This is a genomic window from Sphingobium sp. JS3065 (assembly GCF_026427355.1).
In the GTDB taxonomy this organism is placed as follows: domain Bacteria; phylum Pseudomonadota; class Alphaproteobacteria; order Sphingomonadales; family Sphingomonadaceae; genus Sphingobium.
On record NZ_CP102665.1, the window covers coordinates 110,369 to 129,342 of the forward strand.

Annotated in this window: 20 protein-coding genes; 12 read left to right on the forward strand and 8 right to left on the reverse strand. The window is 59.4% G+C overall.

Annotated features, from left to right (window positions below; all coding sequences use genetic code 11):
* Window positions 1–68 precede the first annotated feature (68 nt).
* Window positions 69–1,094 (forward strand): AraC family transcriptional regulator, encoded by a 1,026-nt coding sequence (locus NUH86_RS17975; protein WP_267252688.1) that lies wholly within the window; start codon window positions 69–71, stop codon window positions 1,092–1,094.
* A 13-nt stretch (window positions 1,095–1,107) separates the two neighbouring features.
* Here the strand turns inward: NUH86_RS17975 and NUH86_RS17980 are convergent, their stop codons facing one another.
* Genes NUH86_RS17980 through NUH86_RS17995 form a run of 4 tightly spaced genes read right to left on the reverse strand, consistent with a single transcriptional unit; the run spans window position 1,108 to window position 4,110 of the window.
* On the reverse strand, window positions 1,108–1,872 hold the full coding sequence (locus NUH86_RS17980) for an SDR family NAD(P)-dependent oxidoreductase (RefSeq protein WP_267252689.1): 765 nt from the start codon (window positions 1,870–1,872) through the stop codon (window positions 1,108–1,110).
* A 33-nt stretch (window positions 1,873–1,905) separates the two neighbouring features.
* Window positions 1,906–2,313 (reverse strand): nuclear transport factor 2 family protein, encoded by a 408-nt coding sequence (locus tag NUH86_RS17985; RefSeq protein WP_267252690.1) that lies wholly within the window; start codon window positions 2,311–2,313, stop codon window positions 1,906–1,908.
* A gap of 40 nt (window positions 2,314–2,353) precedes the next feature.
* A complete protein-coding gene (locus NUH86_RS17990) occupies window positions 2,354–3,229 on the reverse strand; it encodes an SDR family oxidoreductase (RefSeq protein WP_267252691.1) in 876 nt (291 codons plus the stop codon).
* Window positions 3,226–4,110, reverse strand: coding sequence for an alpha/beta fold hydrolase (locus NUH86_RS17995; protein ID WP_267252692.1), 885 nt, complete (start codon window positions 4,108–4,110; stop codon window positions 3,226–3,228). Before NUH86_RS17995 ends, NUH86_RS17990 begins: the two co-directional genes overlap by 4 nt.
* A gap of 375 nt (window positions 4,111–4,485) precedes the next feature.
* Here NUH86_RS17995 and NUH86_RS18000 point away from each other — a divergent pair, with 375 nt between their 5' ends.
* The 8 genes from NUH86_RS18000 (at window position 4,486) to maiA (ending at window position 13,167) form a co-directional block, all read left to right on the forward strand.
* Complete coding sequence (locus NUH86_RS18000) at window positions 4,486–5,508, forward strand: aldo/keto reductase (RefSeq protein ID WP_267252693.1); 1,023 nt, start codon at window positions 4,486–4,488, stop codon at window positions 5,506–5,508.
* 257 nt (window positions 5,509–5,765) lie between these two features.
* Window positions 5,766–7,733, forward strand: coding sequence for a flavin-containing monooxygenase (locus NUH86_RS18005; RefSeq protein ID WP_267252694.1), 1,968 nt, complete (start codon window positions 5,766–5,768; stop codon window positions 7,731–7,733).
* 6 nt (window positions 7,734–7,739) lie between these two features.
* Window positions 7,740–8,513 carry an SDR family NAD(P)-dependent oxidoreductase gene (locus NUH86_RS18010; RefSeq protein WP_267252695.1) on the forward strand — a complete coding sequence of 258 codons (774 nt, stop codon included), beginning with the start codon at window positions 7,740–7,742 and terminating at the stop codon, window positions 8,511–8,513.
* Between the two features lie 88 nt (window positions 8,514–8,601).
* Entirely contained in the window at window positions 8,602–9,360 is a 759-nt protein-coding gene (locus tag NUH86_RS18015) for an SDR family NAD(P)-dependent oxidoreductase (protein ID WP_267252696.1), read from the forward strand.
* Window positions 9,361–9,545: 185 nt separating this feature from the next.
* Window positions 9,546–10,529 (forward strand): SDR family NAD(P)-dependent oxidoreductase, encoded by a 984-nt coding sequence (locus NUH86_RS18020; RefSeq protein WP_267252697.1) that lies wholly within the window; start codon window positions 9,546–9,548, stop codon window positions 10,527–10,529.
* Between the two features lie 23 nt (window positions 10,530–10,552).
* Window positions 10,553–10,690, forward strand: a complete 138-nt coding sequence (locus NUH86_RS18025) for a hypothetical protein (protein WP_267252698.1) — start codon at window positions 10,553–10,555, stop codon at window positions 10,688–10,690.
* The gene (locus tag NUH86_RS18030) at window positions 10,687–12,468 is read left to right on the forward strand and encodes an NAD(P)-binding domain-containing protein (protein ID WP_267252699.1); all 1,782 of its coding nucleotides are present in this window, start codon (window positions 10,687–10,689) and stop codon (window positions 12,466–12,468) included. Before NUH86_RS18025 ends, NUH86_RS18030 begins: the two co-directional genes overlap by 4 nt.
* 63 nt (window positions 12,469–12,531) lie before the next feature.
* Window positions 12,532–13,167 carry a maleylacetoacetate isomerase gene (gene maiA, locus NUH86_RS18035; protein ID WP_267252700.1) on the forward strand — a complete coding sequence of 212 codons (636 nt, stop codon included), beginning with the start codon at window positions 12,532–12,534 and terminating at the stop codon, window positions 13,165–13,167.
* Window positions 13,168–13,230: 63 nt separating this feature from the next.
* On the opposite strand, the gene NUH86_RS18040 is transcribed toward maiA, so the two are convergent.
* From NUH86_RS18040 to NUH86_RS18055, 4 genes are all read right to left on the reverse strand, one after another.
* Window positions 13,231–13,992: an aspartate/glutamate racemase family protein gene (locus NUH86_RS18040; RefSeq protein WP_267252701.1), complete on the reverse strand. Its 762-nt coding sequence runs from the start codon at window positions 13,990–13,992 to the stop codon at window positions 13,231–13,233.
* Between the two features lie 44 nt (window positions 13,993–14,036).
* Window positions 14,037–14,795 (reverse strand): SDR family NAD(P)-dependent oxidoreductase, encoded by a 759-nt coding sequence (locus NUH86_RS18045; RefSeq protein WP_267252702.1) that lies wholly within the window; start codon window positions 14,793–14,795, stop codon window positions 14,037–14,039.
* 178 nt (window positions 14,796–14,973) lie between these two features.
* Complete coding sequence (locus NUH86_RS18050) at window positions 14,974–15,444, reverse strand: hypothetical protein (RefSeq protein ID WP_267252703.1); 471 nt, start codon at window positions 15,442–15,444, stop codon at window positions 14,974–14,976.
* A gap of 230 nt (window positions 15,445–15,674) precedes the next feature.
* A complete protein-coding gene (locus NUH86_RS18055; RefSeq protein ID WP_267252704.1) occupies window positions 15,675–16,412 on the reverse strand; it encodes an SDR family NAD(P)-dependent oxidoreductase in 738 nt (245 codons plus the stop codon).
* A gap of 325 nt (window positions 16,413–16,737) precedes the next feature.
* Between NUH86_RS18055 and NUH86_RS18060 the strand changes: the two genes are divergently transcribed.
* The 3 genes from NUH86_RS18060 (at window position 16,738) to NUH86_RS18070 (ending at window position 18,907) form a co-directional block, all read left to right on the forward strand.
* On the forward strand, window positions 16,738–17,202 hold the full coding sequence (locus tag NUH86_RS18060; RefSeq protein WP_267252705.1) for a nuclear transport factor 2 family protein: 465 nt from the start codon (window positions 16,738–16,740) through the stop codon (window positions 17,200–17,202).
* A gap of 63 nt (window positions 17,203–17,265) precedes the next feature.
* On the forward strand, window positions 17,266–17,727 hold the full coding sequence (locus NUH86_RS18065; RefSeq protein ID WP_267252706.1) for a hypothetical protein: 462 nt from the start codon (window positions 17,266–17,268) through the stop codon (window positions 17,725–17,727).
* A 139-nt stretch (window positions 17,728–17,866) separates the two neighbouring features.
* The gene (locus NUH86_RS18070; RefSeq protein WP_267252707.1) at window positions 17,867–18,907 is read left to right on the forward strand and encodes a zinc-dependent alcohol dehydrogenase; all 1,041 of its coding nucleotides are present in this window, start codon (window positions 17,867–17,869) and stop codon (window positions 18,905–18,907) included.
* Window positions 18,908–18,974: the final 67 nt, after the last annotated feature.

Consider the following 18,974-nt stretch of genomic DNA (forward strand, 5'->3'; position numbering starts at 1 on the left):
CGGAAGAACCGATTGACCTATAGGCACAACCGCCAGATATTTGTTATTTTACGCCAAGCGAGGTTTTTATGCGGCGTGAGACATATCGCAAGATCAGCCTGTCCAACGTCAGCGTCAGGATCATGGGGGATATTCTTCGTGGTACCGGCCTGAATAGCGAAGCCGCATTTCGAGCGGCTGGTCTTTCGCCCGAAGTTGCCGAAACACTGGGCGCGACTGTTTCGGGCAGCGAGGAGTTGGGATTCCAACGCGCGTTCGCCGCCATGACGGCAGACCGGCCGGAATTGTGGATCGCCGCAGGATCGCGGTACAACCTCCTGACATTGGACAATATCGGGCTGGCGATGCTCAGCGCCCCGTGTCTGAAGAATATGCTCGACATCGTTCACCTGGGCGAATTGGAGTTCACCTTCTCCACCTTTGCTTCGGTGCCGGCAGAGTCAGGGCAGGCAGGGCTGGAAATGTTCCTGGATGAGGTGCCGGATGATCTGAAGCATTTTACCGTTTGCCGCGACGTCACCCTTGCGACCCGGGCGCTCGATCACATCTGGGGCGGGACGTTCCCCTTGACCGCCGTGGAACTTGAACTTCCGCAAGCCTATGCGGGCTTATTCTCATTCATACGCGCACCGCTTACGTTCGAAGCGCCTACGACGCGCTGGCTCTGGGCTCCCGAATTGTTGGACCGGCCCTTACCCCACGCCAACGAACTTCTTTACCGCTCCTATCTGGCCAGAGCCCGCGAAGGCATTGCACAACTGGAACTGGAGGGGGATATCGGAGAGCATGTCCTGCGCGTTCTTGTCGCGTCCTTCCCCGATATGCTTGCTCTTCCCGAGGTCGCAAAACGTCTGGGCAAGTCGCCCCGCGCCCTGCAACGGGCGTTGCAAGAGCGCCATCTGCAATTTCGCGACCTCGCCAATGAGGCGCGGATCGATCGCGCGCGGCAGCTTTTGCGCACGACGGCGCTTCCGGTGTCGGAGATATCGGTGCAGGTCGGCTATGGGGATCTGTCGAGCTTCAGCCATGCATTCAAGCGCGTGACAGGCATGACGCCCCGCGACTATCGGATGCACATGCCTGGCGCATCCTGATGCTGTCCGGTCGTCACCAGGCGCTGGCGCCGCCGTCCACGGTCAGGTCGGTGCCGGTGACCCAACTTGCCTCGTCCGAGCAAAGATAGACGAGCGCCCAGGCGACATCCTCCGCCGTTCCATGTCTGCGGATCATGGATTTGTTCAGGGCTGCATCCTTGAAGCCGGGGACGTGATCGAACGCCATCTGCCCCGATACAGTTTGAATGGCGCCTGGGGAGACGGTGTTGGCGCGGATGCCGTGCGGCGCGCCTTCAAAGGCGAGTTGCCGGGTGAAGGCAAGGATGCCGCCTTTGCCTGCGGCATGTGCAGCGGCCCCCAGGGAGGGCGTGGCGTTCCAGGCGGCCAGCGAAGCGAAATTGACGATGGAACCCCCGCCCTGGGCGACCATGTGCGGCCATGCTGCCGTCACCGGCAGGAAGACGATGTCCAGTTCACCCTTCATCGTCCTTTGCCATTGGGCGAGCGTCATGTCGCCGACCGGAGCGAATTCGACGAAGCCGGCCGCCGTGACGAGGCTGTCGATCCGACCGTGCCGGGCTATGACATGGTCCATCAGCGCCTTTGCGCCGGCTTCGCCGGTCAGGTCGAAGCTGACAGCCTCTATAGTCGTGCCATCGGTCTTTGCGCGCTTAACCGTCTCCGCCAAGCCCGCTTGGTCCAGGTCGACCGCCACGACGGTCGCCCCCTCCCTGGCGAAGAGCAAGGCGGCTCCTTGACCCAATCCTGTCGCCGCTCCGGTTATGACCGCAATTTTCCCTGCCAGCCGGTCCGCCATGTTCGTTCTTCCTCTTTCCTTGTCTGTGCAGGTTCAATGCAGCTCCGCGAGCGCTTCCCCCAGAGCGGGACCAATGACCTTCTGCCCATAGGCGCTGTCGAAATACTCTGCCACGCGCACGATCTTCGAGTCCGACAGGGTTATCCAGTGGGAGATGGTGTTCTTATACTCGTCGCCATTATGCAGCCTGGAGTCGGTCAGGGACTCAACCGCGACATAATCGCCTTCGCCGATCATGCGCAGAGGCGTGATGACCATCCCGCGCTCGTCGAAGATCTTTTGAAAGGCGGCGCTCAAATGCGGGAGCTGCGGCGTCACGTCGCCCATGCCGCAAATCCACCAGCAAAAATCGTCGCTGCCATATTCGCGGACTGCTTCCAGCATGCCCTTGGCGGAAACAGCGGCCAGGAAGGCGGCGACGAGCGCTTTGTTATCGTTCATATTTGCCTCGCTCATTGCAGCGATGTGCCTTGGGGAAATATCAGGCGCTGACCGCTTCCTGCCATTGCGCGGCGCATTCCGCGACATAATCGACATGGCTGCGGGGCGGGCGGCCAAGCAATTGGGTGAGGATTTCCAGTTCCTCAGCATTGCCAAGCATCCCGTGTACCTTGATTTCGTCCCACATGGCTCCCAGGTCATCGACGACCCACGGTTCAAGGTAGGGCTTTACGACCGCCTGCCACTGGCTGGTGTCGCCTTCATATTTTATGGGGCGGCCCAAGGCTCGTTCCCAGGTTTCCGCGCATTGCGGACCAGTCAGATTTTCGGGGCCGATAAGAGCGTAATTCTTTCCGCCATGGCGGTCCGAGGTGACGATCTTCGCTGCCGCGTCGGCGATGTCCCGCACGTCGACACGCCAGCAGCCCACAGTGCCGATGGGGTTCAGGTAGACGCCGTGGTTCATCAGCGCATAGCGCGAATATTCGTCATTCTGGAAGAAGTGATTGGGGCTGATGATCGTGTGGATCATTCCCGACGCTTTGACCGCCGCCTCGATCGCCAGCTTGGAGCCGAGATGGGGGAGGTGGTGCAGATGTCCGATGCTGTGGGTCGATTGATAGACGAAACGCTGTACGCCGGCTGCTTTCGCCATCGCGACCACCATCAGGCCTTCGACAGTTTCATATGTGGTCGCGGCATTCAGCATGAACACCGCTTCAATGCCGTGGAATGCGGGGCGAGCGCCATCGGGATCGCCGACGACATTGACGACCACTGCTTGCGCCTCAGCGGGTACAAGGCTGGCGCGATCCGCGTTGTGCACCAGCACCCGGACCGACTGGCCCTGATCGAGCAGGTTCCTGACCAGATGACTGCCGACATTTCCGGTGCCGCCAAGAACGAGAATGGTCATAGGCTTGATCCCCGATGATTGGATGGTTGGTCTAAAAGAAACCGCAGCATCAGCGCCGCCGTCTCTTCCGGCTGCTCGATGTTCGGACAATGGCCTCCATCTTCGAACAGGGCGAGTTGGGCGTCGGGGATCTGTCTGACAAGTTCATCGGCGTAGCCGGGCAGGCGCAGCTTGTCGCGCGCGCCAGCGATAATGAGCGTCGGCGCGGTGATGTTGCCGTAGGGAGTCGTGTCCACATTGCCGAATTCGCTACGCGGAGGCGCGGCGGGCGACCGGAAACGGGCTGCGGCGATGCTTTCCCATGCGCCTGGCGCGATGCTGATCGCGTGACGGCGCTTGATATAGGCCGGATCGCGATACCAGACCGGATTTTCGAAAATGGCCTCCAGCACCTCCGCCATCGACGCTTCGCTGCCGTCATAGTCGAGCAGACGCTGCCGATACGCATTGGCGGGCACGAAGCCGCCGCCGCTGATGGAAACCATGCGGTCAATGGGAAGGCGGCATGGCTGCTCGCTTGCCATTTGCAGCAGGAATGTGCCGCCCATCGAATTCCCGACGAAATGCGCCTTGTCGAGCGCCATCACCTCGACGAAGCGAGCGATATGCCAGAACATGCGCGCGCGCTTGCTTTCAAAGTCATGGACCTTCGCCGTTTCGCCGAACCCGAGCCAGTCTGGCGCGATGATCCGGAAGTGCGGCGCGAGAAGGGGGATCAGATATTCCCAGCATAGTTCGGCATTGCCGCCAAATTCTCCGCTGTGAAGCATCACTAGTGGCGGACCGTCACCGGCCTCCAGATAATGGGTGCGAATGCCATCGATCTCGATGAAGCGGCTATGATAGTGGCGCGTGACCGCTGGCACGGTGTAGGAGGTCATCGGTTCAAGTCCCTGTTTCTGTAAAGCAGGGCAACGCCCCGCCATGTTGATTTTGGAGGAAAGATACGTCCTGGAGATTCATAGGCCGTGCATCAGATCGTCCCGGCGGCATGGCCAGCCAACTCACCTGCCCGATTGATCTTTGGCGCCGCATTCATCTCATCTGTTCGGTCGATCACAAGCCATCTCCATCGGCCAGATTTTGCTGGCTTCGTATATTTTGCGCGAGCGGTCGGGCCTCTCGCGGGTTGGCGGCGCCTACGGAAAGCTTGCAATCCGTCCACTTGTCGCAGCATTGAAAACGTTCTTACATTGGAATATAATCCCATATGTGTACAGAATAGTCCGCGAACGTCGGCTGCGCAAGCGCAAAACATGCTGGCAGTCGCGGTCGATATGTCCGTGCGGGCCTATAAACCTGATCACATTAGGGCGGTGCAAGCCGCTTCGGAGATTGAAATCACTCACCACAGCGCCTTGAATATCACCGCTTGCCAGATGGCGCTCGGCTGCAACACGCTGGGCCATATCGATAGCGCACAGGCGCGGGAGATCCTGTTTACGGCGCTCGACCGGGGTGTGACGCTGTTCGACACGGCCGCCAGCTATGCGGGTGGCCGTTCCGAGGAAGAGCTTGGGCGCTGGCTGCCGCCCCACCCGCTGTCGAGCAGGATCATCACGAAATTCGGCCATCCCTCGTCGGCAAATGCGGAAACCGGCGCCGCTTCAGCCCATTTGGCGGGTATCGCGCTGGACCAGAGCCTGCGACGTCTGCGCCGGGAACGGATCGATATCTGGCTGATCCATTTTCCCGATGAAGCCACGCCCTTGACGGAGACGCTGGGCGTGATCGATCGGGCGATGCGGGCGGGAAAAGTGGGCGGCTACGGCGTGTCGAACCACGCGCCATCCCAATTGCGCGCGCTCCTGGCGACTGCCGCTTCGATGGCCATTGCCGGCCCCATGCTGGTGCAGGCGGAATATAATCTGCTGAACCGTGCCGTGGAGGAGGAGATGCTTCCGATGATCGAGCGGGAGAAGAGCATCGCCTTCGCGCCATATTTTCCGCTGGCAGGCGGCCTGCTTACGGGCAAATATAATGCCGAGCGGCCGGTTGCGGGCCGTTTGCGGAGCAAGACCGTCAATCGCTTCGAAGAGCGATTCTTCACCGCGCGCAACTGGGCGCGGCTGGACCGATTGAAGATGCTGTGCTCCGCGCATGACGTCTCATTGCCGCATCTGGCGCTGCAATGGCTGGCAACCCGGCCAGGGGTGATCTTGCCCATCGTGGGTGCATCGTCGGCATCGCAGGTCAACGAGAATTGCGAAATGATGGAGTCGCCTTTGGCCGAGCAGTTGCTGGCGGCGGCTTCCAAAATTCTCTCATCAGCGGAATGATGACCGCCGCAATGTTCCTATATGAGTACGCTATCGACGGCATTTTGTCGTGTAATGTGACCACAAGATTATGATAATGTGCAGGAAATTTCAGAAAAGACGGATATGGCCCATCTCTTGATAAGCCACTTGCCGAAAATTAGTTCTATATATAGAACATGTTCCCGCATAGTTGCGGGCGCGGAAATCCGGTTGGCCGGTTTGGCGGCTAAACCGCGCCAACTTTCGTCCTCCCACGGCTCAAAAGAGGTGAATTAATGTCAAATGGCGCAGAGCTTCATCCCATCACTGAAAGCGACGCGTTCATCGCCGACGCATTGCGCGAGGCGTCGATCCCCGCGCTCATGGCGTCCATGTCGCACTTGGTCGGGGATTTGCGAGTTTGGGACAAAGGGATTCGTCCCGCCTCCGCACCTTTCGGGCCAGTCGATAATGATGGTTTGACAGAGGAGCAGCGAGAAGCCGTGCGCGCAGAGGCGCTCGAATTGTTGAAGGACTATCGCGATCGCGGGTCGCCGGCCCTGCCGCCGCTCGATGGCGCCACTCTCCTGAAAATGATGCGTCTGGTGGCCGGCGACGCGGCGCCCGATTCCTATCTGCCGATGCTGCTGGCCGATGCCCGGATCGACGACAGCACGATCGCGCCGCGCGAATGGTCTGCCGAACTGAAGGAGAAGGCGGGGGATTTCCACGTCCTTATCGTCGGAGCAGGCATGTCGGGGATGCTGATGGCCATCCGCCTGCAGGAAGCGGGCATTCCCTATGTCATCATCGAAAAGAACAGCGATGTCGGTGGCACCTGGCTGCTGAACAGCTATCCTGGCTGCAGATGCGATGTCCCCAATTATTTCTACAGCTATTCCTTCGAGAGGCGGTCCGACTGGCCGCACCATTTTTCCGAACGCGACCGCATTTTGGAATATTTCCAGGGCATCGCGCGGAAATACGACATCGTCGACAAAGTCCAGTTCAACAGCGAAGTCACGCAAGCCGTCTGGTCGGAGGAGGAGTCGGCCTGGCATGTCAGCGTGCGCCGCGAGGATGGATCGGTCGATACGATCGTCACCAAGGCGTTCATTCCCGCCGTCGGCCAACTCAGCCGGCCCAAAATCCCCGACGTGCCTGGTGCCGAGCGTTTCAGGGGCATCACTTGCCATACCGGCGCCTATGACCGTTCCATCTCTTATGAAGGCAAGCGGGTTGCGGTCGTCGGTACGGCCGCAAGCGCGATCCAGGCCATTCCGGAAATCGCGGAAAAGGCGGATCAGCTTTTCGTTGTGCAGCGGACTGCCCATTGGCTGCTGCCATCGCCCAATCATTTGGCGGAAATCGCACCGGGTATGAAGTGGCTGCTCGGGCATGTACCTTTCTACTCGCATTGGTATCGCGCGCGCTATTCGTCCCGCTCGCTCTACGGTCTGAAGGTCGCCGCCGCGATCGATCCCTCCTGGCCGCATCAGGAGCGATCGGTCAGCGCGATCAACGACCAGGCGCGCGAGCGGCTGACGGATTATCTGAAAGGCGAGCTTGGCGATCATCCTGATCTGCTCGAAAAGCTCACGCCCAGATATCCGCCATTCGCCACGCGCATCATGCCCAATAACGGCAGCTATCTGCGTAGCCTGAAGAGCGATCATACGGAGTTGGTGACCGGGAACATCGCGGCGCTTGACGAAACCGGCATCATCATGGCCGACGGGCGTCACCTCGATGTCGACATCATCATTTACGCGACGGGATTCCAGGCGACGCGCTTCATGTATCCGATGCGGATCGTGGGCAGGGGCGGTGTTGTGCTGAGCGACTTCTGGGGTGAGGATGCGCGCGCCTATCTCGGCATAACCGTACCCGGTTTTCCTAATATGTTCATGGTCTTTGGACCGGGCACCGCCGTATTCAACGTCATCTTCCTGGCCGAATGCAACAGCCGCTACATCATGGACGCGATTCAAGGCATGATCGAGAATGATTGGGATTCGATCGAGTGCCGGCCTGAAGTCTATGCAGAATATGTCGAGCGGTATCGCAGAGAGGCCGCTGGGTTGGCAATCGCCAGCCCGTATGTGACAAGCTGGTACAAGAGCGCCAGCGGGAACGTCGTATCGAACCTTCCCTTCGAGGTGTCGGATTATTGGAACTGGACGCGAAAAGCGAACTTCGACGACTTCCTGACCAGCAGTGAGAACGAACACGGCGAGTCTTCGTCCGACCTGATCAGCTGTTAGGACAAAATGCCGTTGTTCAACGACATTTTCGGACTGTCGCATCAGGTCGCGGTTGTGACAGGCGCTGGCAGCGGGCTGGGCCGAATCTTTTCCTACGCTCTGGCGGAGGCCGGGGCGGATATCGTCATTATCGATATCAATCCAACTGGATTGGAAGAAACGGCCGCGCATGTCCGCTCGCTCGGTCGCCAAGTCCATTCCTTCACCGCAGATGTCGCGGATGAAGGGAAAGTCGCTGCCATATTTGCGGAGATCGAAAGGAATATCGGTCCGGTCGATATCCTGGTGAATAATGCCGGTATCGGCGAGGCATTCCGGGGGATGATCCACGAGTATCCGACAGAGGATTGGCAGCGGATGCTGAATATCAATCTGAACAGCGTATTCTACTGTTCCCGTGAAGTGCTGAAGGGAATGCATCTCCGGCGCAAGGGCAAGATCATCAACATCTCGTCCATATGGGGACTGGTGGGCGGCGGCTTCCTGAATGCTGGCGGTTATGCCACCACCAAAGGGGCCGTCGTCAATCTGACCCGCGAAATGGCGCTTGAATATGCGCCGCATAATATTCAGATCAACGCCATCTGTCCGGGCTTTCACCGGACGGGATTGGGCACGAACGATCCGGATTTCGTTCGCCTGATGGAAAGCCACACCCCGGCTGGACGCATCGCCGAACCCAGCGAACTGCAGGGCACGATACTCTATCTGGCCTCATCGGCGTCCGATTTCATGAGCGGCTCGATCATTGCCGTCGACGGCGGGTTTGTAGCGCAATAGCGCGGGCCGACGTGAGAAGTGGGATCAAGCGCAAGGATTCGCGGAAATTTTTGCAAGCGCTCAAGATCAACTGATTAAAGGACAGAAATTGGCTAACAAGATTGCACTTATCACGGGCGCAAGCCGTGGCCTCGGTCGCAACATGGCGCTTCATCTGGCGCGGCGCGGGGTCGATATTATCGGCACCTATCGCAGCAGCAGTGCCGAGGCGGAGGGTTTGAAGCAGGAAATTGAAGCCATCGGCGGGAACGCAGCAATGCTTGCGCTCGATGTCACGGACATTGCGCAGTTTCCGGCATTTGCCGATCATGTTGTCCAGACGCTGAAGGCACGCTTCGACCAGGAAAGGTTCGATTTTCTCGTCAACAACGCCGGCGTCGGTATCGCCGCCAATTTCGCGGATATCACGCCGGACGAGTTCGATACGCTGGTAGCGGCGCATTTGCGTGGGCCAGTCTTCCTGACTCAGCGGCTTCTGCCAAGGATCAAGGATGGCGGCCGCATTCTCAATGTCTCGTCAGGTTTCGCGCGTTTCACGTTGCCGGGATACAGCGTTTATGCGGCGTTGAAGGCAGCGATCGAGGTGATGAGCCGCTTCATGGCCGTCGAGCTTGGTGAGCGCCAAATCCGGGTGAATGCCATTGCGCCCGGCGCGATCGCGACCGATTTCGGCGGTGGCGCCGTGCGGGATAATGAGGCGGTAAACGCATTTGTGGCGCAGGGGATCGCCTTGGGCCGCGTAGGGTTGCCGGACGATATCGGCGGCGCCGTTGCGGCGATCCTGTCGGACGAAATGGGTTGGGCTAACGGCACGACATTCGACATATCGGGTGGGCAGATGCTCTGATCGATTTCATCGGCCTTCTGTGTTGCGCTGACATGGGGGCCCGGCGCGGCTTTCTGGTTGGGGCGGGAAGGCAAGAATCGCCTTGCACGGGCAGGATCTACCCGTTACATTTGTACTATAGGTAGAACTAGTTTGTACAAGAGAACTATAAATGGTCTGACGGCCGCAGAGGATAGGGTGAAGCCATGGAAGAATTGAGGTTCGATGGCCGTGTGGCGATCGTCACTGGTGCGGGGCGTGGTCTTGGTAGGGCGCATGCTCTCCTGCTTGCTTCGCGCGGCGCACGCGTCGTGGTCAACGACATCCGCTCGCCTCAGCGCGCGAACGAGGCCAGCGCTTCACCGGCGGACGATGTCGTGCAGGAGATTATCGCAGCGGGAGGCGACGCGGTTGCCTCCCATGACAGCGTCGCCACGCCCGAGGGTGCCGCAGCGATCGTCAAGACCGCGATCAACGCCTATGGCCGCGTCGACATTTTGATCAACAATGCCGGCATCTGTAACTGGGCACCGTTTCCCGAGATCTCGTATAGCGAATTTCAGGAGATGAGGCAGGTTCACTATGATGGGCCGTGGCTGATCACGCAGGCGGCCTGGCCGCACATGGTGAAGCAGAATTACGGTCGTATCCTGTTCATCACCTCGCATGTGGGTCTTGCCGGAATGCCGCATGGCGCCCATTACGGATCGGCGAAGTGGGCCGCCGCAGGCCTGTCGCGAATGCTTTCGTTCGAGGGTGGCTCGGCCGACATCAAGTCCAACGCCCTTGGCGTATTCGGCTATACACGATTGCTGATCGATGGCTTTTTCAAGCCGGAATCCGACAAGGATACGGGGCTTGAAAAGATGGAGGGCGAGCGCTGGTGGGAGCGTAACCTTCGGTGCGAGCAAGTCTCGCCGGTCGCGGCATGGCTGGTCCATGAGAGCTGCTATCTGAACGGCGACATGCTCGATACAGGCGCGGGCCACACATTCCGGCACATTCTTTCGACGACGGAGGGCTACACCAACCCCAAGCTGACGCTGGAGGATGTGAACGAACATATGGCGGACATCCTGGATGACCGACGCACCAATGTGTGGGGCAGCGTCAACGAAGCCCTGCAGAACCGGCTTCAGAAGCTGCAATTGGCGGGCGTCGAACCGATGGACACTGTCTATGCGGATTGAAGGGGGTGTCGCGGCCAAGGGGGATGAAGCTCTGGCCGCGCCGTCCTGTCGGCATGAGAGCCGCGAGGGTGCAGGGCGGGGTTGAGCATGGCCGCAAATATGAGCGGCTTTCAACGGTCGGCTGGACGCCGGGCCGGATGACCGAGTGGGATGAACGATGAACAACGAGACCGTTTCGGCCGGCAACGGGTCGGACATGTTTGACAAATGGTGCGCCTCATTCAACGCCGCGGTGGCCGCAGACGATAGCGCCGCGCTGGGCGCGCTGTTTGCGGAAGACAGCTATTGGCGGGACATGCTCACGCTCGACGAGCGTATCCAGACCGCCCATGGCCCTGCCGCCATCGCCGACATGTTCGCCGGCAGGGCCAGCCCGGCAACGTCCCTGCGTATCACTTCCCTGGGCGATGCCAGGAAGGAGAAGATCCCTGGGGTCGGCGATGTCGAGGGCAAGTTTGTCCGGTATGAGACAGACAGGGTCCTTGGGCATGGCTATCTCCGCCTGGGGTCTGGATTACAGCAGGCGTTCACACTCGTTACCGCAGTGCGCGAGTTGAAGGGATATCCCGAAAAATCGCTCACCCACCGTGACAGCGAATCTCATCGTTCGGGTCCGGAGGCCGTGAGCAACTGGCTCGACAAACGCGTCGAGCATCTGACGTACAAGGATCGCGATCCCCAGGTTTTGATCGTTGGCGCGGGCCATGCCGGCTTGACGGTGGCGGCGCGCCTGCAACATCTTGGCGTTGACGCGCTGATCATCGACCGGTCGGATCGGGTCGGCGACAATTGGCGCTCGCGCTATCATTCGCTGACGCTGCATAACGAGATTTGCTGCAATCACTTGCCCTACATGCCGTTCCCGGAAAGCTGGCCGGTCTTTCTTCCGAAGGACAAGCTTGCGGGGTGGCTGGAATATTATGCCGAAGCGATGGAGTTGAACGTCTGGAACCGGACGACATTCCTGAGCGGCGAATATGATGAGGCCGCAGGCCGCTGGACCGCGCGGGTGGAGATGGCCGACGGATCGGTTCGCACCATGCATCCCTCTCACGTCATCATGGCGATCGGCGTCAGCGGTATTCCGAACATTCCCGTCATTCCCGGTCAGGACGACTTCCGAGGCCAGATACTGCATTCCAGCGCTTTCAACAGCGATGTCGATGTCGCGGGCAAGGCGGTCGTGGTCGTGGGTGCCGGCACCAGCGCGCATGACATCGCCCAGGACGTCTATCTTCGCGGCGGCAAGCCGGTGCTGGTGCAGCGTTCGTCGGTGACGGTCGTGAGTGTTGAGCAATCCGGTCTGGCCTATGGCGCATTCCGCCGGTTCGAAGGGCAGCAATCGATCGAGGAAACCGACCTCATGGTCGCCAACCCGTTCGACCTGGTTCGTCGGGTGCATGGCGAATTGAGCAAGACCATGGCGGAGGGGGACGCGGACCTGCTGCGAAAGCTGGAGAAGGTCGGCTTCCTGCTGGACAATGGCGAGGACGATACCGGCTTCTTCATGAAGCTGATACGCAGTTTGAGCGGCTATTATCTGAATGTCGGCGCCTCCGACCTGATCATCGAGGGCAAGATCGGGCTGAGGGCCGGTGTCCGGCTGGAAAGCCTGGGCACGGATACCGCCATTCTCTCGGACGGCACGCAATTGGAGGCCGATCTGGTGGTCCTGGGTACGGGCTATCGTCCGCTCCAGGACGCGGTAGGTTCGATGTTCGGCCCGGAAGTCGCTGAAAAGGTCGGCCCGATCTGGGGGCTTGGCCCGGACAATGAAATGATGGGCATGTGGGCTCGTACTGGCCAGCCCGGCTTTTTCGTGGCGGGCGGCACCTTCACCATGTCGCGCTTCTATTCTCGCCTGACCGCTCTCCTCATCAAGAGTGATCTGGTCAAGAGCGAGCAGAACGGGGATCGCGAGCATCTCGTCGCGGCCTGACATGCGCAGGGCGGCCTGCGCCAATGCGACTGAATTTCACCCTTATGGCGGATTGCGTTTCTCATGGCTGACCCAGTGCTGCACGGATATTTCCGATCGACCGCTTCCTATCGCGTGCGGATTGCGCTCAATCTGAAGGAGGTCGCCTATGCCGACGCCTTCCACCATCTGCGCAAGGGCGAGCAGCGAGCGCCTGAATATCTGGCGCTGAATCCGCAAGGGTTGCTGCCCGCACTGGTAGTGGACGGCACGGTTCTGACGCAGAGCCTGGCGATCTGCGAATATCTCGACGAAACGGTCGCAGGGCCCAAGCTGTTGCCGGACGATGCGCAGCGGCGATCCAGGGTTCGGGCGGCGGCGCAGGTCATCGCCTGCGACATTCATCCCGTGCAGAATCTCAAGATCCTCGACCGGCTCCGCGGGTTGGGCCTTTCGGGCGAACAGGTGAATGAGTGGGCGCGGCAGGTGATCGAGGAGGGCCTCGACGCCTTCGACAGGCTGATCGCCGGGGAGAGCGGTCCCTATTGCTTTGGCGATCAGGTCACGCTGGCCGACATCTGCCTGGTGCCGCAATTGGTGAATGCACGACGTTTCGGCGTGGACATCCGCTGGCCGCGACTGGCGGCGGTGGAGAAGGCGTGCCTGGCGCTGGCCGCGTTCAGCAAGGCCGCCCCGGAAAATCAGCCGGACGCGGAATAAGCGGCGCTCCGGCCAGCTCGCGTTGGCGCAATGGCGCCGGGGATATGTCCCCGGCGCCGCTCCTTAACGGCGGCCCCACAGGCCGCGAGTGGTTTTGACAGGCTGTCCCGCCGCCTTCAGGTCGACCAGCGTTTCGATCGTCTTCGTCGCGGCGGCCAGGGGCAGGATCAACGGTACGCCGTCAATCTCCCTGACCCCGGCGGCCTCACCCACCAAGACGGAAACCAGCCCGCAACTGATGATGAGAACGTCCGCGCCGTCGCGAATGAAGCTCTGCGCAACAGGCTCCACGACCTCCATCAGCCGTTCGATCCGTCCTTCCAGAAACCAGCCGACCGCCTCATTCTCGGTCGTCGGGATGGCGCGTGCAGGAGCGGCGGATATGACACTATCCTGGAAGCCGTATGAACGGATCATGTCCTCCAGGATCGGGACATGGCGCTGCCCGATGGTCATGACGCCAATGCGGCGTCCCACGAATTTTGCGAGAGCCAGCGAGCTTTCCGCCAGTCCGACAACGGGAATGTCGAGCTTCTGACGGGCAGGCCATAGCGCGCTGTCGAAAAAGCAGGCGCTTACCAAGCCATCCATGCCGCCGGCGACAACGGTCTTCATATTTTCGAAGATGACGTCATCATTGTTGAACCGGTCGGACAGGTTCGCAAGAAGATCAATGTCTCGCAGACCCTTGACGGCAGGATACATGTCGAACTGCGTGTCGGGCCGTTTGACCTCTCCGATAACTTTACGAATTCGCGCCATCACCTGGCTGAAATGAGGGTCGTCGATATCATAATCGACCGGAACCTGATAAGCGATCTTCATTGTTCAATCCCTTATTTCATGAATATCGTTGACGGTGACTTGAATCAGTGCATGTGCAGCCCGCCGTTGATGTCGAGCGTGGTGCCTGTGACATAGGATGCGTCCTGTGAAACGAGAAAGGAGACGCCTGCCGCGATTTCCCGCGGATCGGCGAACCGCCCCATCGGCGTACCCTTGGCCAGCGCCGCGCGCGCTTCCTCGCTCGTCATCTTGAAAAATACGGGCGTGCCCACCGCGCCGGGCGACACCGCGTTGACGGTGATGTCGTGCGCTGCAAGCTCATACGCGGCCACGCGCGTCAGCCCCAGTACGGCCGCCTTGGTGGCGGCATAGGCTACGCCTGTGGGGTCGCCCGCCTGCTGTCCCGACCCGGAGGCAAAGGTGACGATCCGTGTATGGGGCAGGGGGTTCGCCAGCCGCTGGGCCGCGAACTTTCGTACGCAAAAGAATGTACCGGTGATGTTGAGCGCAAAGGTCTTGTCCCAGATCGCCGTCGGGAACTGGGCGATGTTCGGAACGTTCGCGGGGTCCACGAAAATCGCGCCTGCAACCACCACCAATATGGCCGCGGGAGATAATTCCTCGATGCGGTCCATGAGCGATTCAACCTGCGCCTCTTCGGTGACATCGGTCGCGAAGGCTTGATGGCCATCGCCTGGCAGCGCGTGGACCAGATCCCGCGCGCTTCCATGGTCCAGGTCCGCCAGCATGATCTTGTAGCCATCTGCTGCCAGCCGCTCGCAAACGCTTTTGCCGATGCCGTTAGCGCCGCCGATTATGATCGCCGTCCTTGTTACTGTCACTCTACAACTCCGCACAGGCGATAAGAAGCATCAACAGCTTGGTCGCCATTCCACAAAGGCAGACGGCAAGAAGACTGTGGAAGTCCTCCGCAATCTAAAAAGCCCCACGCCGCGCCGGGATATGGGCGGCGCAGGGCCGGGGGAGGAGCACGCACCGCTGCTCTCCCGCAATTTCAGCTCAAAGGCCGAAGGCGGCTTTCCAGCCCTCTACCGTAACACTACGTTCAAGCCGGGCCGTCTCGACAGGATCGGTCAGTTCGAGGAGAAATTTGCCCTCTACCCACAGTTCAAGAACGCTGAATCCGTCTTCTCCGGGGATACGGACGCTGGGATATGCGGGCCAACCCACTTCCTTGGCGATTTCCAGTATCTCTTCTTTCGGCATATCGACACAAATGCCGATGTGAACTTCTGAGTGGCGGGTAGGGGATTCCGCACGCGCGCCAAGGATCACTTCGTCGTTGTCGGGGATCAGGACGGTCCCCCGGGGCGTGCATTCGAGTTGTAGCGACTGGTCTTTCGACCACGCCATCCACGCATCCGGCCCACCCGGCGGAAAGCGCGTCAGTTCACCTCCAAAGATGCGGCTAAGCGTTTCTGCCGCCTTCTTCGGATCATCGGCCGGTATCGAGCAATGCTGAAATTTCATAATCCCACTCCTTGCACTGGTAATTGGCGCTTGCTCAAACCTGACATTGGTCGGAACCGCGTTAATTCCACTATATGAACATGTTCTTATAAATGCACCAATCAAGGCCTCGCTGTCAAGGGCGGCGCCACGATCGTCAGTCTCGGGATGTTCACCCTTTTTGTCCAGGAAACCCCGGCGAACGCGCATATCCGGTCGAGGGCTGAAGCCGGTCCGAACATGCCTGCGCGTCAGGATATTTTGTACAGACCGCCGTCGACCACGATCGATTGTCCTGTGATGAACCCTGCATCTTCTCCCGCAAGGAAGGCTACCGGTGCCGCTATGTCTTCGGGCTGGGCAAAGCGCTTGATCGCCTGCATCTGCCAGCCTCCCGTCTTGCGATCCAGGGGCATGCCAGCCGTACCCGGCGTTTCGGTCAAAGCCGGAAGAACGGCGTTCACCGTGATGCCGTCAGCCGCAACCTCATTGGCCAGCCCACGCACAAAGCCGATCACGCCCATCTTGCTCGCTATATAATGGCTCAGCCCCAGCGCGACCAAGCCGATCGAATTGGACGAGATGTTGATGAAGCGTCCCCAACGATGCCGACGCATGAGTGGCAGGAATGCCTTCGCGCTGTAAAAGTGGGAATCAAGATTGACTGACATCGTCTTTTGCCAAAGCGCTTCGTCGACTTCATCGATGCTGGCAATAGGATAGATCCCCGCGTTGTTGACGACGATATCCGCGCGCCCATAGGCCGTGTCCATCACTTCAGCGAGTTCGCGCCATTGATCATAGTTTGATACATCCAATGTTCGTATCAAGGACTCGCCGCCGATCAACGCCGCCGTTTCCGTCGACGGTTCCAGGTCCGCCAGGACGACAGTGGCTCCATGCGCCGAAAGTTTAACGGCAATTGCACGGCCGATCCCCTGGGCAGCGCCCGTGACGACGGCGATTTTTCCAGCGAGACTCTGTTCCATATCTTCTCCTTTCTTGAGTGCGTTTGCGCGCGATCAAATTTGATGGCGGTGCGATAAATGCGATGCCTGTCTGAGCTCCTTGTGAAGGCAGCGTGGTGGAGGTCGAAATCCCCGCATGGAGCCAATATAAGGACTATATGCTAGCGAAACGCCTCCATATGACCGCTCTGACCACGGCGTGCCGCATCCTGCCAATCGTCGCTATCGGGCAGACTTGACACACCCTTCACGCCATGTCCATAAACACAAACTCGTTTTCAATACAGAATATTCTGTTGGCTGTCGCAACGGCTATGGCTCAAGCGGGAGGCTGTACGGGAACGCATTGGGAGAGGATCTGAAAGATATGGCCTTGGCGCGTGAAACCATGAGTGAGGCGGTAGACCGGCATTATAGAGCCGAAAATTCTTTCGATCTGGACGGGGTGATATCGACACTTCATCCGAGCGCGACATGCGCGTTACAGACCTTTGCACTGCGCATCTCCGTCATGGAAACGATCGCAGAACTGCATCGCCGAATGTTTGCGCTGTTTGCCGGGAGGGTGTCCGAGCCGACAAAAAGAAATGAATGGTACAAGGAGGGGGGACTTAGCGCCGAGTGGGAATACACATTGACGCAAGCGTCCGGAACGCAGGTCAGGGCCAAGAGGGTCACGCTATTCGAATTTACGGACGGGCTTATCCTGTCGAAACGATTGTTCATGGACGGGGCATATTCGGATTTGCTGCGAGAGGCTCTTGGCAGCGATTTTCTGGCGCTGCCTGGCGTGGAAAAGCTGGGCAAGTAGAATTGCTCGAAATGTAACCCGATCGTTTCATTTGGATCTGGCATGAACTCGTGGAGGTGACAGATGGGAAATCATCTGACTAAAGAGCAGATGCTCGAGATTTTGTTGCGGCACGACGCCGCTGAGGGAAGGGGTGACCTGGATGCCGTTATGGCGACCGTCTCGTCCAACCCATTTTACGAGTTCCACCCCGCCGGGATTACTCTTGATACGTTCGACGCTGTCAGGGAACTCTATCGCGCGGCATTGCCCGGCTATGTCCCGCTGCTCGCCAGTGCAAAGCAGCTTGATTTCTGGTATAACGACACCAGTTGCGCGGCAGAATTCGAGTTTTTGGTCCCGCTCGAATCGGGTGAGTTCCATCGCGCGCAGCTTTTCGTCATAATCGAGTTCGACGGCGAGCTTCTTCAGGCTGAGCGCGGCTATATCGATTTTATCTTCGAGAAGCATCATACAGCGGTCCTTGGTGCGGAATTGCTGAAGTTTCCGGGCGTTCGCGTGATCAATGCAGCCACCAGCAATTAAATAAGCGCGACGTCCAGTACCGGCGTGATCGCAGTGAAGCGGCATCGGAGATTGCCGCATTTGATCGGCGTAGAGCCTGCCGCCCGCGACGACTGGCCTAGATTCGCCCTATTGGACCCGTAAATCAAAGGAGTATTCCATGCCCAGTTCGCCAGCCGCCAATAGCCCTTCGAGCACGAACCGCACGGCGCGCGCCCTCTGGTTCGAGGCGAAACGCGTTGCGGCGTTAAGGACTGAACCACTGCTCGCGCCGACCGCCACTCAGATACAAGTGCGTGCCTTGCACTCGCTGGTGAGCGCCGGCACCGAACTCAGCCTCTATACGGGCAAAGGCGATCTACCGATTGAAATGATCCCCACCAACGAGGGAACCCGGCCTTTTCCGATCAAGTTCGGCTATCAGGTGGTCGGCGAAGTCATTGAGGCCGGTTCCGCGACGGACTTCGCCGTCGGAGACCTAGTTTACACAATGCAGCCGCATCAGGATTTGTTCAATATCGAGGCGGTCACTCCGTTCGTCACCAGAATACCGAAAGGCTCCGATCCTTTAAGAGCAGCTTTTTATGGCTTGTTCCTGGTGGCAATGCACAGTTTCCTGGAATGTCCGGTCCGGCCCGGCGAATGCGTGGCTGTGTCGGGCCTGGGCATAATAGGTCAGCTCGCCGCGTTCATTGCGCGTCGATCGGCGGGCAAGCTGGTTCTCGTCGCTCCACCGGGCGTGAAGACAGATATTGCGGAGTGGATCGGCGCTGACGCCATCGTCTCTCCCGAAGACGCGGCCGAGGCGATTGCCCAGTGCAGTGACGGCCGCGGCGCCGACCTGTATGTCGAGACGAGCGGAGCACCCGCAGCTTTGCAGACGGCGATCGAAAACACATGTGTTCTTGGGACAATCGCCGTTCCCGCCTGGTACGGATCAGGAAGCGTCAACCTGTCCCTGTCGTCGGAATTTCACCTGCGGAGCCAGAAATTGGTAAGTATACAGGTTCTCCACGTCGATACCGGCCGGGATTGGAGTTGGGCGCGACGAATGGCGGTCGCCGATCTTTTCCTGAAGCAGATCGATATCGAGACGCTTATCACGCATCGTTTCCCGTTCAGCGAGGCGCCCGAAGCATATAAGCTCCTTGATGAACAGGCATCGACAGCGCTCGGCGTCATTTTGGATTACCGCATCTAACGGGCGCTGATGGGGCAGGGGCTTTCCTCCGTGTTCACGGCCTAAGCGGGACTTAGGCCGTGAATGT

What these genes read in the sequence shown, in the direction of transcription:
- NUH86_RS17975 (WP_267252688.1), top strand. Translation starts at nt 69, where the DNA reads ATGCGGCGTGAGACATATCGCAAGATCAGCCTGTCCAACGTCAGCGTC.
- NUH86_RS17980 (WP_267252689.1), bottom strand. Translation starts at nt 1,872, where the DNA reads ATGGCGGACCGGCTGGCAGGGAAAATTGCGGTCATAACCGGAGCGGCG.
- NUH86_RS17985 (WP_267252690.1), bottom strand. Translation starts at nt 2,313, where the DNA reads ATGAACGATAACAAAGCGCTCGTCGCCGCCTTCCTGGCCGCTGTTTCC.
- NUH86_RS17990 (WP_267252691.1), bottom strand. Translation starts at nt 3,229, where the DNA reads ATGACCATTCTCGTTCTTGGCGGCACCGGAAATGTCGGCAGTCATCTG.
- NUH86_RS17995 (WP_267252692.1), bottom strand. Translation starts at nt 4,110, where the DNA reads ATGACCTCCTACACCGTGCCAGCGGTCACGCGCCACTATCATAGCCGC.
- NUH86_RS18000 (WP_267252693.1), top strand. Translation starts at nt 4,486, where the DNA reads ATGCTGGCAGTCGCGGTCGATATGTCCGTGCGGGCCTATAAACCTGAT.
- NUH86_RS18005 (WP_267252694.1), top strand. Translation starts at nt 5,766, where the DNA reads ATGTCAAATGGCGCAGAGCTTCATCCCATCACTGAAAGCGACGCGTTC.
- NUH86_RS18010 (WP_267252695.1), top strand. Translation starts at nt 7,740, where the DNA reads ATGCCGTTGTTCAACGACATTTTCGGACTGTCGCATCAGGTCGCGGTT.
- NUH86_RS18020 (WP_267252697.1), top strand. Translation starts at nt 9,546, where the DNA reads ATGGAAGAATTGAGGTTCGATGGCCGTGTGGCGATCGTCACTGGTGCG.
- NUH86_RS18025 (WP_267252698.1), top strand. Translation starts at nt 10,553, where the DNA reads ATGAAGCTCTGGCCGCGCCGTCCTGTCGGCATGAGAGCCGCGAGGGTG.
- NUH86_RS18030 (WP_267252699.1), top strand. Translation starts at nt 10,687, where the DNA reads ATGAACAACGAGACCGTTTCGGCCGGCAACGGGTCGGACATGTTTGAC.
- maiA (WP_267252700.1), top strand. Translation starts at nt 12,532, where the DNA reads ATGGCTGACCCAGTGCTGCACGGATATTTCCGATCGACCGCTTCCTAT.
- NUH86_RS18040 (WP_267252701.1), bottom strand. Translation starts at nt 13,992, where the DNA reads ATGAAGATCGCTTATCAGGTTCCGGTCGATTATGATATCGACGACCCT.
- NUH86_RS18050 (WP_267252703.1), bottom strand. Translation starts at nt 15,444, where the DNA reads ATGAAATTTCAGCATTGCTCGATACCGGCCGATGATCCGAAGAAGGCG.
- NUH86_RS18055 (WP_267252704.1), bottom strand. Translation starts at nt 16,412, where the DNA reads ATGGAACAGAGTCTCGCTGGAAAAATCGCCGTCGTCACGGGCGCTGCC.
- NUH86_RS18065 (WP_267252706.1), top strand. Translation starts at nt 17,266, where the DNA reads ATGGGAAATCATCTGACTAAAGAGCAGATGCTCGAGATTTTGTTGCGG.
- NUH86_RS18070 (WP_267252707.1), top strand. Translation starts at nt 17,867, where the DNA reads ATGCCCAGTTCGCCAGCCGCCAATAGCCCTTCGAGCACGAACCGCACG.